The organism is Sphingobacterium sp. SYP-B4668, assembly GCF_027627455.1.
Taxonomy (GTDB): domain Bacteria; phylum Bacteroidota; class Bacteroidia; order Sphingobacteriales; family Sphingobacteriaceae; genus Sphingobacterium.
In genome coordinates, this window is sequence record NZ_CP115483.1 from 4,309,724 (window position 1) to 4,327,106 (window position 17,383).

9 protein-coding genes are annotated in these 17,383 nt (G+C 41.2%); 3 read left to right on the top strand and 6 right to left on the bottom strand.

Translation table 11 applies throughout. The annotated features are described in order from the left end of the window. The first annotated feature begins 3 nt into the window (after positions 1-3). Positions 4-1,443: a SusD/RagB family nutrient-binding outer membrane lipoprotein gene (locus OQ289_RS17570; RefSeq protein WP_270088136.1), complete on the top strand. Its 1,440-nt coding sequence runs from the start codon at positions 4-6 to the stop codon at positions 1,441-1,443. Between the two features lie 164 nt (positions 1,444-1,607). Here the strand turns inward: OQ289_RS17570 and OQ289_RS17575 are convergent, their stop codons facing one another. The 4 genes from OQ289_RS17575 to OQ289_RS17590 form a co-directional block, all read right to left on the bottom strand. Then, positions 1,608-3,008: a M14 family zinc carboxypeptidase gene (locus OQ289_RS17575; protein WP_270088137.1), complete on the bottom strand. Its 1,401-nt coding sequence runs from the start codon at positions 3,006-3,008 to the stop codon at positions 1,608-1,610. Positions 3,009-3,041: 33 nt separating this feature from the next. Then, the gene (locus OQ289_RS17580) at positions 3,042-4,094 is read right to left on the bottom strand and encodes a S66 peptidase family protein (RefSeq protein ID WP_270088138.1); all 1,053 of its coding nucleotides are present in this window, start codon (positions 4,092-4,094) and stop codon (positions 3,042-3,044) included. 12 nt (positions 4,095-4,106) lie between these two features. Further along, positions 4,107-5,444: a dihydroorotase gene (locus tag OQ289_RS17585; protein ID WP_270088139.1), complete on the bottom strand. Its 1,338-nt coding sequence runs from the start codon at positions 5,442-5,444 to the stop codon at positions 4,107-4,109. 278 nt (positions 5,445-5,722) lie between these two features. Further along, positions 5,723-7,105, bottom strand: a complete 1,383-nt coding sequence (locus tag OQ289_RS17590; protein ID WP_270088140.1) for a M20/M25/M40 family metallo-hydrolase — start codon at positions 7,103-7,105, stop codon at positions 5,723-5,725. Between the two features lie 544 nt (positions 7,106-7,649). Here OQ289_RS17590 and OQ289_RS17595 point away from each other — a divergent pair. Then, positions 7,650-7,955, top strand: coding sequence for a Smr/MutS family protein (locus tag OQ289_RS17595; protein ID WP_270088141.1), 306 nt, complete (start codon positions 7,650-7,652; stop codon positions 7,953-7,955). A 128-nt stretch (positions 7,956-8,083) separates the two neighbouring features. Here OQ289_RS17595 and OQ289_RS17600 read toward each other — a convergent pair whose 3' ends face one another. Continuing rightward, the gene (locus OQ289_RS17600; RefSeq protein ID WP_270088142.1) at positions 8,084-9,655 is read right to left on the bottom strand and encodes a RagB/SusD family nutrient uptake outer membrane protein; all 1,572 of its coding nucleotides are present in this window, start codon (positions 9,653-9,655) and stop codon (positions 8,084-8,086) included. A 42-nt stretch (positions 9,656-9,697) separates the two neighbouring features. Further along, complete coding sequence (locus OQ289_RS17605; RefSeq protein WP_270088143.1) at positions 9,698-12,682, bottom strand: SusC/RagA family TonB-linked outer membrane protein; 2,985 nt, start codon at positions 12,680-12,682, stop codon at positions 9,698-9,700. A gap of 597 nt (positions 12,683-13,279) precedes the next feature. Here OQ289_RS17605 and OQ289_RS17610 point away from each other — a divergent pair. Then, positions 13,280-17,251, top strand: a complete 3,972-nt coding sequence (locus OQ289_RS17610; RefSeq protein WP_270088144.1) for a hybrid sensor histidine kinase/response regulator transcription factor — start codon at positions 13,280-13,282, stop codon at positions 17,249-17,251. Positions 17,252-17,383 lie beyond the last annotated feature (132 nt).

The window sequence follows — 17,383 nt, forward strand, 5'->3', positions numbered from 1 at the left end:
CAGATGAAAACTACACCTATTTCAAAATATGCTTTGCTATTTATTACGTCTATGAGTATAATCTCATGCAGTACTAAATTTGATGACTCCTACTATATAGACCCCAACAACCCATCAAAGGCTTCGGGTACACAGTTAATCGCAAATTCACAATTTTACCTCCCTAATGTTAGCTCTAGCGCCTTCGGAGTCCACTATCCGCAATACTTATCCTTGACAACTTTTACGGATAATACGAGGTTTATTTCCTCGGTTTTTAATTTTTCCACTTGGTACACCGGGCCCTTGAACAACCTGGAGAATGTCATTAGCAATGCCGATGTTCTCAATGCAAATGAAGGCCCCGTCATCAACCAACTTGCTGTGGCGAAAATCTTAAAATCCTTCTTCACATGGCATGTAACCGATCGATGGGGTGACATTCCTTATTCAGAGGCATTACAGGGAACAGCGATGTCAACCCCCAAGTATGACAAACAACAAGATATCTACAACAATATTTTCACCTTATTAGAGGAGGCCAACTCTTCCATAGTAACGACGAATGGTGCTATAAAAAATGACATTGTATATGGAGGGAACATTCTGAAGTGGAAAAAACTAGGGAATACCATTCATCTACTAATGGCTTTACGTCTATCAAAGGTAGACCCAGAAAAAGGTAAGATAGAATTTGCGAAAGCGCTTGCGGCTGGGGTATTTGAATCCAATGCTGATAACCTCTCCTATCCACATCTCGCTGAAGTGGACCATGAAAACTTTTGGTATACGTCATTCACTCGATTGGGGCGCAAGTGGTATGCGCTAAGTAAGCCATTAGTGGACTATATGAAGCCCTTAAATGACCCTAGACTCCCAATTTTTGGTGACAAGAATAGTGTTGGCGAATACAATGGATTGGAATTTGGCAAGGCTATTCCCAATCCTGATGTAGATATTCCACAGGTCTCCCTATTGGGAGAACGTCTAAGGGAGCAGAATTCTCCAGTAAATATTGTGACCTATGCGCAAGTACTCTTCGCGAAAGCAGAAGCTGCTAAATTGGGATGGATTGTCGGTGGGGATGTGCAAGCAAAAATTTTCTATGAAGATGCCATCACCCAGTCCATCAGCCAATGGACAGGCAGTACGAGCTCTGCTGCTGATTTCATTGCACAAACCACTGTGCAATACAACTCCACTAAGGCCATTCAACAAATAGCCGAACAAAGGTGGGTCCACTTATTTCTGAATGGATATGAAGCTTGGGCAGAATGGCGTAGGACAGGATTTCCCCTACTTACTTTGAGCTCTGATAACAATGGGGGTAAAATCCCTAGACGAGAGGGCTACCCATCTCAAGAAGCAACAAATAACAAGACAAACTATGATGCTGCGGTTGCATCATTTCCCTACGGTGGTCCAGATGGATTTGACACACGAGTATGGTGGGATAAGCCCTAGAATTATGTTTAAAGTCTAAGTATAAAAGCCTGTCCATACAACATGAACAGGCTTTTATACTGTACACAACGTCCGAATTAATTCGTTCCGCTGTACGGATTTTGGTCTGCTTCTGATAAAGCAGTATTATTGGCAGGTTTAAAAAAATAGCGAAAGGGTGGTCTTTATTTAGAAATATCGATCAGATATCCATTTATAATCGCATATCGAATGTGGTTTTCTTTCTTCAAAAAGAATGTTGCTTCTTGGCCAAGGCGCAGTTGCGAAAACGAACGAAACTGCTGGGCTTCATGGATACCTCGAATCGGAAGTTTCATCGCTTTTAAATCACTTCGGTCTTTGATTAATATCGTTGAATACCCAGACTTCAATAACTCCGTGACCCTTTGGGTGTCTAAATCATCTTGATGTGAAAACGGCTCGGTATAGAGCTTTCCAAATTCTACCGTATATCCCTCAGCATCAAGGTCATCATACCCATAGAATTCGGTTAAATCACCTATATCCTCAACATAGCCTTTAACATAGTAGTCATTACCTACCGTAATCTCATCCCTGCGTATAGCAATATCTACTTTGATTGGAACTCCTGCAGCGACAAGAGCTATATTGCGCAATACGACATCATGCAACTGAGTAGCATTGAATGGAATTTGCTCATAGTCTTTGATATCGTATTGGGAATAACTTCGTTGTGCGATTTGCAACAAAGCATTCAGTATAATAACAAAATTGAGTTTACGGATTTCCTGCTTTTCTGGATCTCCTTTGAACGCGCCAGATTCGATCAGCACTGTACTTGCTCCCCATTTTTGAAAATTGTCTCCAAAGGCACGAGGCGAGTGTTCGTCATCGTACTTGGCTATGGCACCAGGAATATACTGTTGTAGAATTTGTTCCATCCCGACGATGATCTTCATAGCATCCCCCCTTACTTCGTTCACATCTCTATTGACATTATAAGCGGGAGCTAGTAAGGATATCGTCACCGGATTGCGAGTACCCGGTACATTGTAGTAGATGTGTTGATCATGGAGATTAAACCCATATCTTGGTTTCAAGATTTCTGCCCTTGAACGTAGCAGCTTCCCTTCTGGAGTAGCTGTATCTCGCGCATCTCGATTGAGGTCTATCTGCTGTGCGTTGCGACGAGTGTATATTTCAGCACCGTCTGGGTTGAGCATGGGGATGAATCGAATATCTAGCTCGTGCTTCAATAACTTTCTTATATCATCAAACCCATCGTCTTTGCTTGTCAGGAAATTGAACAAATCAAAAAGCGCCATGGTGGCAGTTGGCTCGTCCCCATGCATTTGCGACCATAGCATGACAACCCTATCTCCCTTGCCGTATTGCACTTCATGGATACTTCTTTTCTGGACGGATGTGCCGATTGGTTCAATCTGAAGTACGCCCAATTGACGATGTTTTGCTAAAAGCTTGATTATATCTTCGTGTTTAAACCGTCGACTTTGCAAGGCCGTTTCTTTGTAACGAACGTATATTGTATCTAATTGCGATTTGGTCAATAGGGTTGACTGGGAGAAAGAACTATTTCCGATCATGATAAGCAAACATATTAATACTAAGGATTTCATTTAGGAGGTCAATGTTGGTTGTAAGACTTCTAGCGTCCCTTTATCAGCGTCGATACGAACCCGAACGCCAACAGGCAAGATAAATTGGTCCGCGATATGTCCAATCATCGCACCACTATAGGCTGGGATATCCAAAGGTTCGATATAGTCTCTGAATACTTGCTCTAGTGTCAGTGAGCCGTAGCCGCCTGATGGCCCACAACCTGTGCACTTACCAAAGACAAATCCTTTAATGACCGATAGTATACCTGACAATCTCAACTGACAAAACATCCGATCTACCCGTTCGATATTCTCGTCTACTTCTTCAAGAAAAAGTATAGAATCTTTAAAGTCCGGTAGATAGGGCGAACCACACAAGCCGGTTAATACTGTCATATTTCCACCTAAGAGAATTCCTTCAGCCTGCCCTGGACGCCATGTTGTAATACGTTCTTTATATTGTACAATATGGTCACCTTTGTCGACAGGATTAGCAAATATAGGAAGGATATTGTCTACAAACTGTGCTTCAAAGGATTTGGCGACTTTGTTGGTCCATGTGCTGATACCTACAGCACCATGAAAAGTAACCAGTCCCGTTTTGGTGTAGAGTGCCATGATCAAGGCCGTAATATCAGAGTATCCCAACAGTATTTTAGGATTTTTAGCGATCATGTTGTAGTCCAGCCGATCTAGCAGTCTGGAAGTACCCGCTCCACCTCTAATACAGACTATGGCTTTTACCTCGCGATCACTGAACATCTGATGGATATCTGCTATCCGTTCTTGATCGGTCCCGGCTAGATGTCCATAGCGGCTGCGAATATGGTTTCCTTCTTTAACTCTAAATCCTAACACTTGGAATATTTCACGAGCGATGGTAATGGACTCCTCCATATCCAAAACACCTGCAGGGGCTATTAACCCAATCGTCTCTCCTTTTTGGAGGCGTGGGGCCAACAATTGTGCCGCATGCAGTATGTAGGCATTCGAATGTTCATCGGCCAAACTCGAAAAAGGCATTGCTAGTGTACCGATTGTTAACGATTTCAGAAATTCCCTTTTGTTCATGGCCAATGTATATTATCGATTAAAAAGTAATCGCTGTCCTGTCCCGTACTCGATTAAGTTTCCATTGGTGTATGCTAGATTTCCAGATACTACCGTATGTGTAATAGTGGAGGTAAACTGATGTCCCTCAAATGGAGACCAGCCGCACTTAGAAAGTATATTGGATTTATTGACCGTATAAGGTTTATTGAGATCGACTAATACCAAATCGGCCCAATACCCTTCGCGAATGAATCCTCTTTCCTCTATTTGAAAACAGATGGCTGTATTATGTGCTGACTTCTGAACTAATTGTTCTAATGTCATCTTTCCTTGGCTCACCATATCCAACAGAGCCTGTAGTGCGTGTTGCACCAAAGGCCCTCCAGAAGGAGCGGCACTGTATGATTTTGATTTTTCCTCAATAGTATGCGGTGCATGATCTGTCGCAATAACATCTATATGACCATCCAATAATGCGTTTAGGATTTGGTCGCGATCGGTCGCCGTTTTCACTGCGGGATTCCATTTGATAAAATTGCCTTTCGTAGCATAGTCCTGATCGGAGAACCACATATGATGTATACATGCTTCAGCAGTAATACGTTTTTGCTCAAGAGGAATCTCATTGGTAAAAAGAGCCGTCTCTCGTCCTGTGGATATATGCAGGATGTGCAATCTCGTATTATTTTTCTTTGCCAATTCCACTGCTTTAGAAGAGGATAGGTAACAAGCCTCCTCCGATCGAATCAGGGGATGCATATCGATAGTGAGTCCTTCTTCTCCATATTGTTCTTTATACATCAACATGTTAGCACGAATGGTCGACTCGTCTTCGCAGTGAGTAGCAACTAGTGTAGGTGAATTAGCAAAGATATTTTCCAAAGCACGCTCATTGTCTACCAACATATTCCCAGTGGAGGATCCCATAAACACCTTCACACCACAGACATCACGAGGATTGGTTTTGAGGACTTCTTCCAAATTGTCATTGGCGGCGCCCATGAAAAAAGAATAGTTGGCCAGTGACTTTTGGGCACCAATATCGTACTTATCTTGAAGAAGTCCTTGGGTCAAGGTATTGGGTACAGTATTTGGCATCTCCATAAAGGAGGTAGTCCCTCCAGCTACGGCTGCACGACTCTCGTGCCATATATCAGCCTTGTAGGTAAGGCCAGGTTCACGAAAATGCACTTGGTCGTCGATCAACCCGGGCAGTAAATGCAATCCTTCAGCATTGATCTCTTGATCGGCAATGATATTTAACTCCTGGGCTATCTTTTCGATTCGACCGTTTTTAATATAGACATCTGCTACTTTGATTGTCCCTTCATTGACAATATGTGCAGATTTGATAAGTAGTGAAGACATTCGGTGGTTATTTATTATCCTTTAGAACAAACTTAGATAAAACTTTCATGATTCCATAATCACAAACAGTGATGAAAGTTGCTTATGGACATTTAAAATAGACTCTTTTCAAAAAATCTGACCGTATAAAACCTATGGTAGTAGAACCAAACATCCGATTGAAAAGAGTGGTACATTTATCACCACATCAACGGCTGGCAGAATGTTCCATTATATTTCCCAAGCGAGGTGGATATATACAGCTCCACTCATTTCTATATATTACTTCGGATTCTTTGTTAGAGTTGATCGATCTGCTGATCTACTAAGTACAACAAAGCGGCAATTGCGGCTACACCAGATTGCAGTTCTCGCTTATCGACGGCTTCAAAGACATCCTTGGCCGTATGATGTAAGTCAAAGTAGCGATGTGGATCGGGTCTGAAATTAAACATGATTGTATTCGGAAAATGACGCCCCCACACGCCCGAATCTACACCTGGGCTCCCCTGAAGAAATCGTGATACCCAAAATTTTTGTTCGAAGAGCGGCTTCCAATGCTCCTGTATCCAAGCGACACGGTCGGCAGATGCCTTAATGTCAAATCCTCGAGGCGCAAATCCCCCCGCATCACTTTCAATAGCCGCCACGATTTGCTCATTTTTATCTTTGGCAACCTGACCGTATGCGGAGGCACCGTGTACTCCATTCTCTTCATTCATGTAAAATACGAGACGTATGGTATGTTTGGGTTTGTAGCCCAATGCCATCAATGTACGAATGGCATCTAATGTCCCCATCGTCCCTGTACCATTATCATGGGCGCCTTCGCCAACGTCCCAAGAATCAATGTGACCGCCTATCGTAATGATTTTTTCGGGTGATTGAGTGCCTTTCCACTCTGCAATTACATTATGGGTATGGCGGACTCCCTTCCAAGACGAATGTTGCTCTAAATAGACTTTTGCAGTTGGATTTGCTTTTAAGGCCTTACTCAATTTAATAGCAGATACTGCCGATATTGCCATAGCGGGGATGCTATCTATCCCTTTTATATAACCGGTGCCACCTGTATGTGGAAAATCATCTGCTCGAGAAGAGGACAACGAACGAAACAAAAATGCAACTGCACCGAGTTTAGCTGATTCTGATGGTCCTCGACTACGTTGGCTCGAATTCAACCCATAGGCGACTCCAGTCTCGACAATAGATTCGTCCCAAGGTTTATTGATGAATACAATCTTCCCACGCACTTGGTCACCATGTTTTTTCAAATCGCTTAACAACTCTACTTCTATCACTTCCGCTTCCAAGCCTTGAGGTGGTGTAGCTACCGACCCACCAAGGGCCAAAACAGTCAACGGTTCCTTCGAATCTATGATATATGCTTTCTCTTGGGGGCCTCGATCCCAATATGGAAGCTGTACATCCTGCAAATAAACTTGATCAAAATCCATTTTTTGCATTAATCCCTTAGACCATATTACGGCCTTATCTGCATTTGGGGAGCCAGCAATCCGATTACCAATCTCTTTTGTGAGATAACGCAAATTGTCATATGCTTCGCCATTATAGAAGGATTCGTGATAAATCTTATCTAACATAAGTGAATCTTGTTGTCCAAAAGCGCTACTTGTGACAGCAATTACATGGAGTAGGGTCAATAAAACTATTCTTTTCATCTTTATAAATTATTTCACAAGTATAAAATTCAATACTCGTCAATTCCTATATATTATGTTCATAGAATTTGCCCCATAAAGGAGAGTGTGAATATATACATAATCTTGCTTTAGCGCATAAAATTTCATAAATTGTCCTTTTGCATACATGTGCATGTCAACATATTTTTGTCCTTCTATCCACCAAACATTTATTTCCGTAAAAGTCCGTTAAAATGCGTAGAAGTCCGTAAAAGTCCGTAGCTTCTCTAGGTTAACTTCGTCTTAACTCGTGCTTAGCTCCGTCTTAAATTGGGTATTGCTTCGCGTCCTCTTCTAAAGGGTGTCGGGGTAACATCTTCCCAAACATCAATCGAAGAGAAGGCAAAGGTATACCCTAGCCATCCCGAATTTGTCGCCACGACATATCGTGCCCTCCTAACAGAGATTCAAACAGCGTCAACAATCTGACACTCAAATTAACGTCACAGTAATCAGAAGCAATTCGTCTTCGTTCTTTATAATTTGGCGAGCAATTGCCAAAACTAAATATTACTTTTGAAGGATGGCGAGAGAATTACCGAGACCTGCCAAGGTGGTGGATTTACATCCGCAGGCATTTTTGAATGACTGGGAAGACTATAGTGCCGATGAGCTGCTTGTAGAATCACTGGATTTACTTCGAACATCCCTTGATCAGGCCATTTATTGGGAGTATCCTGAGATTAAATTTATTCATGGAAAAGGCAAAGGTATTCTTCGAAAAGAGGTTTACAACGAACTTGCCACCTACAGGTCCAGTGGCGCTATATCCCGCTACTACCCTTCCTATCAAAATGAGGATATTGTAGTGGTTGTTATCGGTATTTAATATCTTTCAATCATAGATACCTTTATATAGAACACCCCCCAATAAGGAGTTATTGAGGGGTATTCAGAAAAGGCAATCTGAAAGATGTGTCTTTTAGACCTTATACATCTGAGTTCTCTCTTACTAGACTAGTACCCTGGATTTTGCACTAGATTAGGATTGACCGCGATCTGTTGACTGGGAATAGGATATACGAGTGTCTTCGGATCAGGATCTGCAGCTTTTTCTTGCCAAGCTAGTAAAAACTTACCGAACCGTATGAGATCCTGTCTTCTCCAACCTTCCCAATAGAGCTCACGAGCTCGTTCGTCTAGTAAATTGTCCAATGTTAAAGTGGTAAAAACTGTCACTCCTCTATTGGTACGGATATCATTTACTAAATCTAGGGCATCCGATGCTGCACCTGTCCCGCCTCTCAATATTGCCTCTGCTTGCATCAATAATACATCTGAATAACGATATACGACCCAATCGTTGTTGCGCTGTCCAGTCACTCCATAATCAAAAGCGTATTTCATAGGACGGATACCCGCTGTTTCAAGTGTTGCTCCAGATGTACGTATGGTTACTTCCCGGGTAAACGACAATGGTGCATTTGCAGGATTTCGAGCCATCAGTGGTTGATTGGTCGTCCAGTTGTATTGTTGTCCAGCAAAAAAACCGACATTCTGACGATGGTATTTTTTACTTTTGTTGGAAGTCGTATCGGCATCGTATTCATAATAGATACCTCTCCTTTCATCCACATCCGTAAACTTGTCGTAATAGTCCGATAATGTACACCAACCATTCCAACCTCCAGGTCGCATATTATAGTGGGCAATGGTATTCCAAGTCCTATCCACATTCCCACCTCGTTCTCCGTTTTTATTGAAGAGGGTGTAAATATTCTCTGTGGACTTTACATCATTGTTGGGCGCAAAATTGTCGAAATATTTACCTTTTGCAGATACACTATAAGCACCTGTTGCTGTTATTTCTTTTGCAAGTGCAATAACCCGATTCATATCTTCAGCCGCAAAAGTAGGAGCTTGTCTGTTGAGAAATGCACCTCTATTTAGATGAATCTTCATTAACAAAACTTTCGCAGCATTTCTATTCGCTACATAAGCTTCGGTAGGTCCATTTTCTGGTAGACTGTTCATTATTTCTGTCAGGTCCTTTACCATATAATCAATAGCTGCTTGTGGTTGTAACACCTCAGGGGCTATGCGAAAATCCTCTAATGAGGCTCCCTCTCTAATTGGAACCACACCATACAAATCCAACATATCAAACATCGTTAGTGCCCGTATAAATCGAGCTTCCGCTGCCTGCTGTGCACTGGGCTTATAACGTAATACATTTCCAGCATTATATATCGCTGTTCCTAAGCTAACGAAAGTGTTGTTCATATAGCCATTATCAGCATTCCAAGTATGCAGGTGGATCGCGCGATGCATACCATTATCATCCCAATCACCACCGCGAGTGGGTGCCATTGCAGCATCTGTGGAGACTTCCTGCATCACCCAACGTTGCTCCTGCTGATATGGTGTGTTTAGTGAATTATAAGCTGTAATCAATAAGGCTCCTGGTTCTACATTGGATGTGCCTTCTTCCAATTCTCCCTTAAACTCTTCATTCAGTTTGGTACAGGAGAATGTACTTGTGATGACTGAACCGGCAATTACTATATATATTAAAGATCTTAGTTTCATTTTTTTATTTTTTAGTGTTATCCAGTAATTCGTATCGTACCATTAAAGAGAAAAATTAACGCCGAAAAGTATATTTCTGGCCGGAGGGTAAGGTAAATACTCAATACCCAAAGATGGAATACCATTTGTGGCACCGTCCGTATTGACCTCCGGGTCAAATCCGGTATATTTCGTGATAATAAAGAGATTTTGTCCAGTTAGCGAAACATTCAAGTTTTTGAATGTGCTACCGATATCACCCAATTTGTAACTCAGCGTTAAGTTAGCGAGCTTCAAGTAATCTCCTTTTTCAAGAAACCGAGTTGACGGAGCCGATGAATTGGAAGTAGACTCTTTAACAGATGTATCAAAAAAAGCTGAGCCGATATTTCGGGAGGATAGGTTACTTAACCCTAAAGTTGTAGCTGCTGTATTGTTGAATAGATAATGTCCCATAGCACCATTCATATTGGCGGAAAGAGAAACTTTCTTATAGGATACATTGGTTGAAATGCCGACCAAGGTCGTCGGATTCGGACTGTTCGAATAGAATTTGTTAATGGCTGGATCATTGGCGCTGCTAATGCTACCATCATGCCCCCGGTACATACTCATTCCCGTTTGCGGATCTATACCTTGATAATCGGCCAGGTACCAAACGTTCAACGGCTGCCCATTAACCATCCGCTGACCTAACACACCGGAAAATCCTTGTCCTCTCAAAGCTCCCGTTTCATAATATCCTACTAGTCCGCTTACACTATTTTTGAGAAAAGTGGCATTACCGGTCAGGTCCCAAGTCCAATCGGTATTTTTAACAATGGTCCCTGTCAATGAAACCTCTACCCCTTTGTTGACAATTTCACCATCGAGATTTACCCAGATACGGCCTGCAGGGGCAGGTTGAGCGAGTGTCTGCTCAAATAGCGCATCGGTTGTCTTTTTATTAAAGTAATCAATCGATCCGTAGATACGATTGTCCAAGAATGCAAAATCGAGACCTGCATTTAAAGTAGTCGAAGTCTCCCATTTTAAATCAGCATTACCATAATTGGCCTGACTAACACTTTGATTTCCAAAAACCAACCTATTTAATGATGCACCGGAAGGGAACTCTTGGTTGCCTGTCTTACCCCAGCCCAATCTCAATTTCAATTGACTGATATTGGTATTGGATTTAAGAAATTCCTCCTCAGCGATATTCCAAGCTAAAGCAAGTGAGGGAAACATAGCATATTTGTTATTCTCTCCAAATTTGGTGGACCCATCTCTTCTTGCGGTCACGGTTAATAAATAACGATTGAGGTAATTGACTCCTCCACGGGCAAAAAAGGATTGCAATTGATTGGTAGGGCTTCTATAGGATGAGATCTCCCTGGTAGAGACAGAAGAATACTGTAAATAATCAAAATAATCAAGTCCCATATATCGGAATCCGCCCCCAAAGGCTATATTATTGTTATAATTGTAGTCTAGGTATTCGTATCCAGCTACTGCATTTACACTCCAATCCTCGTTAACCTGCTTGTTGTAGGAAAGCATATGGGTCATTTGCAAATTGGTCTCTCCATTATTGGAATTGAATGCCTGCTCATTGCTTTCCGCGGAAGGATCAATGAGTCCTGCTCTATACATCCCTTGACGATTACCTGTTTGACGCATTGCACTGTAAATAAAACGGTACTCCAAATCATTGGTAATTTTGTAATATGGTGCGATATTGACTACCATTGTATTGGTAGTTGCGAGATCTTTGAATGCCTCTATACTGGTCAGGGGATTACGAGTAGTGGTACTGACAAAGGTCAAATTTCCATTCTCATCTCTTATAGGACGAGTAGGATTCCATTGCAAGGCTTGTGAGATAACATTGCCTTCTGACCCTACCATGGCATTGATAGGTGCATATTTATTGTCCATCTGGGTCAAAAACACTGCAAAATCAAGTCCTAATTTCTTACTTTCTAAAAACTGGAAGTTACCCGTAAAATTGGCGGTATATTTCTTGAGTTGAGATCCTAAGATAATGCCATTTTGATTCAAATATCCACCAGACAAGCGATATTTCCCATGATCGGTACCGCCAGCAACATCCGCATAATAGTTTTGAGTGACTGCGTTCCTGGTAATGGCTTTAAATGCGTCCTCTTCGGAACCAAAATCTGCATTTGCTACTTCGGAAGGTGTATAATAACTTAAAGCTTCTCTAAATCTAGCTGCATTCAATACGTCCGGAAATTCACGCATACTCGAAATTCCCGTCGAGGCACCGATTGATACCTCGGGAGATCCTATTTTTCCTTTCTTTGTGGTAATAATGACAACCCCATTTGCTCCCCGAGATCCATAAATCGCTGTTGCAGAAGCATCCTTAAGGATGTCCATACTTGCTATATCACCTGGATTTAGATAGGTTAATGGATTTCCTCTATCTGAAGAGAATCCTCCGCGCCCTTCGGGCAAAGGTGAATTACCAGACATGGGTACACCATCTAATACGAATAGTGGATTGTTACTGGCTCTAATGGAGGAATTCCCCCTGATTCGCACTGTTGTAGAGCCACCCGGTTGTCCTGTATTATTAATCACCATTACTCCTGGAGTTTTTCCTTGAATCAATTGATCGGGGCTGGTCATGATCCCTTTATTGAAGTCCTTTGCTCCAATGGTTACCATCGCACCTGTTAAATCTTTCTTCCGAGCTGTACCGTATCCAATTACCACCACCTCATCTAATCCATGATCGGCATTCGGCTGTAAGGTAATGGTCATATCATTACCGACAATCGGTACTTCTATCGTCATGTAACCTATAAAAGAGACTTCCAATGATCGAGCATCATTGGGTACATCCAGTGAAAAGATTCCTTCTCCGCTTGAACTTGTAGCAATTGTGCTTCCTTTAACTTTAACGGTAGCGCCCGCGAGGGGGGTTGCTGTCTCGTCCACAACCTTCCCCGTCAAGACTTTTGTCTGAGCGACGACGATGAGGGATACGAACAGTAATGTCACTGTCATTACGCATTGTGCAAGTAGTTTGTTTTTCATCCGCATAATTTTGTTTTTTAGTGGTTATGAAGCTATCCGACTTAGGCCTTACTGTGCGGCTGGAAAAATCGTAATGGTTTCATGTATTGTTTGTTTAGTGTGTTAATTGATTATTTTTTCAGGGCAATGAGATACTTCTGGCTCCTCTATTTAGTTCAACTTCAAATTAAGCTATATTGAAAAATCATGTGATTAAAATTACTACGCACTTACACTCAACTTCACAGCTTTCTGTAGTTGAATCATACATAACATTCGTTTTCGATTGCCAAACATCGTTGAACAGACTTCTTTTTCCCAAATCGTTGAAGTTTCAGAACTAAGGAAATAGATACTGTGTATTTTAAACGATGTCATCCAGATTTTGCTGATACACCTTTGTGTCCAACATGCAAAGGGTCGAAAAACAAATGCCTAGATTTATTTCAGCAAAATTTTACGGTAAAACATATGTTTATATTTGGTTACTATAATTACATAAAAATCAACAAATCATTCCTGCTGCTTCAATCACAGCGTCTCAATTTTATATCATAGTGTATCAGTAAAAATTTTTTTTGTCCTTTTATTGATTACTTTAGCTTAAAGGACTGGGTTTTGAAAAAAATTGCATTTATCTACACAGTTTACGTATTGCTTGTGCTGGGCCATGTTCAGGCACAACCTATCTATTTTAAAAATTACCAGACCAAAGATGGTCTGTCCAATAACACAGTGACCTGTATAACACAGGATATGCAGGGATTTTTGTGGTTCGGGAGTCGAAATGGATTGAATCGCTTTGATGGTAACAGCTTCAAGATATTCCAACATAATATCTTCGATAGGCAGAGTATAGGAAGTTCTTCCATTTTAAGTCTATTAACGGATAGTAAAGGCACCATGTGGGTAGGCACCACTCAGGGAACATATATATACGACCCTGTAAAAGAGAATTTCAGACATTTTAATCAAATCCCCGCAGGTGAGGTCCGTTCTATAAAAGAATCGGGAGGCTTCATTTGGCTCTCTTCTAATGGCAAACTGTACCGATGGAATCTCTCTGACTCCAAAGTATCATCTTTCAACCCCGATGAAGGGGATATCATTGCAGCTACAAGCAACCAACAGGGTGAGCTATGGGTTGTCACGAGTAGCTACTCCATACAACGATACGATGTCAAACTGGGTCAATTCATCGAAATTGATTTATCTTCGGTAAACAAAAAGATACGCTCTAAAATAAGGACCGTGTATGGGATTAACGATTCTCTTTTAATTATTGGCACGACGAATACCGCTTATATATTTGACAGCAAAGAGGAGCGACTGACTAATCTATTTGCTAGCTGGACTCCCAAGAAAGCCATTCAGATCAATAGCATTATTCAGCAAACGAAAAATGTCTTCTGGCTAGGTACAGAGACTGGGATATACACGTATGACATAGAGACGAAAAGTCTACACAGCATAAAAAAAGACCCGCTTAATCCCTTTTCGATATCTGACAACGTTGTTGTTGAGTTTTTTCGGGATAAAGAAGGAAGCATTTGGACTGGGACGTTCTTTGGTGGATTAAATCAATATATCAATCAGTTTGATAATTTTAAGAAGTACCTATCTGGTTTTGGAAAATCAGCTCTATCCGGAAATATCGTGCATGAAATCAGCAAAGATAAGTATGGCAACTTCTGGATAGGAACGGAGGATGGTGGACTGAATAAAATTGACCCTAAATCTGGGGTGACGGAGCATTTTAGAGCGGATGGTAAGACAGGGAGCATCACGCACAATAACATTCACGGACTTGCTACAATCGGTGATGAATTGTGGATAGGCTCGACATCACATGGGCTTGACATCTTGGATATAAAAACGGGAAAGTTAAAACGTCACTACAATGAAATTGGCGAGGGTGCATTGCGAAGTACGTTTGTAGTTTGCCTGTTCAAGACGAAAGACAACACCATGCTGCTAGGTACTGACCGTGGATTGTATCAGTATGATAGCAAAAGTAAAACCTTTCAACTTTTGCCTATTAAATCGGCCTGGATACAGGGCATACATGAGGATGCAGAAGGTATACTTTGGATCAACACCTATGGCAGTGGTGTATTAATATATGACCGAGTATCTGCGTGTGTACGTCAGTTGTATTCCGAACCTGGGAAATCCAATACTTTGATCAATAACTACGTTAATGGACTTTTTGAAGACAGCAAAAGAAACATATGGCTTTGTACAGAAGGGGGCCTATCTAAATATCAAAGAAATGGCCTTTTCACCAACTATCTAACTGAGACAGGTTTGGCTTCCAACCAAGTGTTCAAGGCTCTGGAGGATGACAACAATACGATTTGGATATCAACAGGTAGAGGGTTGGTCAGACTAGACGATAAAAATCCAAAAGGCATCATGTATACAGCGAGGGACGGACTTCCTACGGAACAGTTTAATTACAATTCTGCCTTTAAAGATACAGACGGGACCCTATATTTTGGAACAATTAAGGGAATGGTGAGCTTCAACCCGGCCAAATCTATTAAAAACCACTTTGTCCCCCCTATCGTAATCAGCAGCATACAAATTAACAATGCCGATTCTCCTGTACGAGAAGATGGGTTTTTAAAACGGTCAATCTCCTTGACATCAGAAATCAAACTTACCTACGACCATTCGAATATCAACTTTAACATAGCCGCTTTAAGCTACGCATCACCGAAAAGTAATGCATACCGATATACTATGGAAGGTTATGATAAAGGATGGACGGAAATCAGTGGTAATCAAAAAATATATTACAACAAGCTTCCTCCTGGAACCTATACCTTTAAGTTCATGGGGGCCAACAACAATGGTGTATGGAATCCGAAGCAAAAGGAGCTACGAATTATCGTTTCTCCACCGTGGTGGTCTTCGAATTGGGCTTACACCTTATATGTATTGATTGCTAGCACTATCGTCCTCTTTGTATTGCGATATTATTTCTTACTTGTAAAGGCCAATAATGCCCGAAAAATGGATATATATGAGCGAAAAAAAGAACAGGAAATATACAATCTTAAATTAGAATTTTTCACCAACCTTGCACACGAGATTCGAACACCGCTGACGTTGATCAAAATGCCTATCGAAAAAATCATACGTACCCAAATATTTGTGGACAGCGAAACCATCCAGGATCTAGCACTAATCGATAAGAACACTTCTAGACTCATCCGACTCACGAATCAATTACTAGACTTTAGAAAAGCAGAAACCAATAATATGAGCCTTATTTTCACTAAAACGGATATTAATGTGTTACTATCCGAAGTATTCAATGATCTGAATTATTTGGCTAAGGACAAATCATTACAATATGAGCTGTCTTTGCCCCGTATCAGTCTGACTGCCTATGTTGACGAAGAGGCATTTAGGAAGATATTCACCAATCTCATTCACAATGCCATTAAGTATGCTGCGAATGAGGTTGCCATAAAATTACTTCCATTCAACAGCGATGATATCATGTTCAATGTAGAATTCCGAAATGATGGGGAGCTCGTTCCTATCGAAAAAAAAGAAAAAATTTTCGAACCTTTTTACAGATTGAACGAATCAGATAAAGATACAGGAACGGGTATCGGCCTACCACTCTCTCGTTCATTAATCGAGTTACACAAGGGCAGCTTATCTCTAATCTATACCGAAGAGAATAGGAACCTCTTCCTGCTTTGTTGCCCAATCTTACAAGACCAATCTCTGGATATAAGATCCTTTCATGAAGAGATGGATGACCAGGATTGCAGCAATGTCTATTATCCTGATGCTCAACATGACATGGATAAGCCGGTCATCCTCTTAGTGGAAGATAATAAAGAGATACTTGCGTATCTTAATAAGGAGCTAAAAGTCACCTATACTATTCTAAGAGCTAGCAACGGGGCTGAGGCTCTTGATATTTTGGACAGTAATAACGTACAACTCGTGCTAACAGACATTATGATGCCTGTCATGGATGGCTTGGCTTTATGCAAAAGAATCAAAACGGATATCTTGTACAGCCATATTCCCGTCATTTTCCTGACGGCAAAAAATGCGTTGGATGCCAAAATTCAGGGATTGAAGAGTGGTGCTGATGCATATATTGAGAAACCATTCTCCATGGAATATTTAATGGTACAAATACGTAGCATGCTTAACAATCGAAAAATTATCAGGGATTACTTCAGTACTTCCTCTTCAAATCTAATGGAAATTAATGTCTCAGCACCAGATAAAGATTTTATTGGCCAGTTGAATACCATCATTTATGATAATATATCCGATATTGACCTTAATGTAGAGGAACTAGCTAAGTTAATGAATATGAGTAGGCCTACTTTATATCGTAAGATCAAGGGACTTTCGGATTTAACGCCTAACGAACTGATTAACATATCTAGACTAAAAAGGGCGGCTGAACTACTCTTACAGAAAGAGTACAATATTACGCAAATCGCTACAATGGTAGGTTATACGGTACAGTCCAACTTTTCTCGAGATTTTCACAAACATTATGGTATGACTCCCAGTGTCTATATAGCAGGGAGTGGGAAGTCTCAATAGCATTAAGAAATTGTTGTTCTCAAATTTCGGGGTGGCAGGATTGGCTCAGTCCCTCTCGCCCTAAACACAATCCCTAAGCTTCCTACGGATCGAACTAACGGTTCTCATCAGCCATCCCCAAACGAAAAAAGC

Coding starts and splice junctions, on each gene's coding strand:
- OQ289_RS17575 (WP_270088137.1), bottom strand. CDS start 3,008: ATGATCGGAAATAGTTCTTTCTCCCAGTCAACCCTATTGACCAAATCG.
- OQ289_RS17590 (WP_270088140.1), bottom strand. CDS start 7,105: ATGAAAAGAATAGTTTTATTGACCCTACTCCATGTAATTGCTGTCACA.
- OQ289_RS17585 (WP_270088139.1), bottom strand. CDS start 5,444: ATGTCTTCACTACTTATCAAATCTGCACATATTGTCAATGAAGGGACA.
- OQ289_RS17570 (WP_270088136.1), top strand. CDS start 4: ATGAAAACTACACCTATTTCAAAATATGCTTTGCTATTTATTACGTCT.
- OQ289_RS17595 (WP_270088141.1), top strand. CDS start 7,650: ATGGCGAGAGAATTACCGAGACCTGCCAAGGTGGTGGATTTACATCCG.
- OQ289_RS17600 (WP_270088142.1), bottom strand. CDS start 9,655: ATGAAACTAAGATCTTTAATATATATAGTAATTGCCGGTTCAGTCATC.
- OQ289_RS17580 (WP_270088138.1), bottom strand. CDS start 4,094: ATGAACAAAAGGGAATTTCTGAAATCGTTAACAATCGGTACACTAGCA.
- OQ289_RS17605 (WP_270088143.1), bottom strand. CDS start 12,682: ATGAAAAACAAACTACTTGCACAATGCGTAATGACAGTGACATTACTG.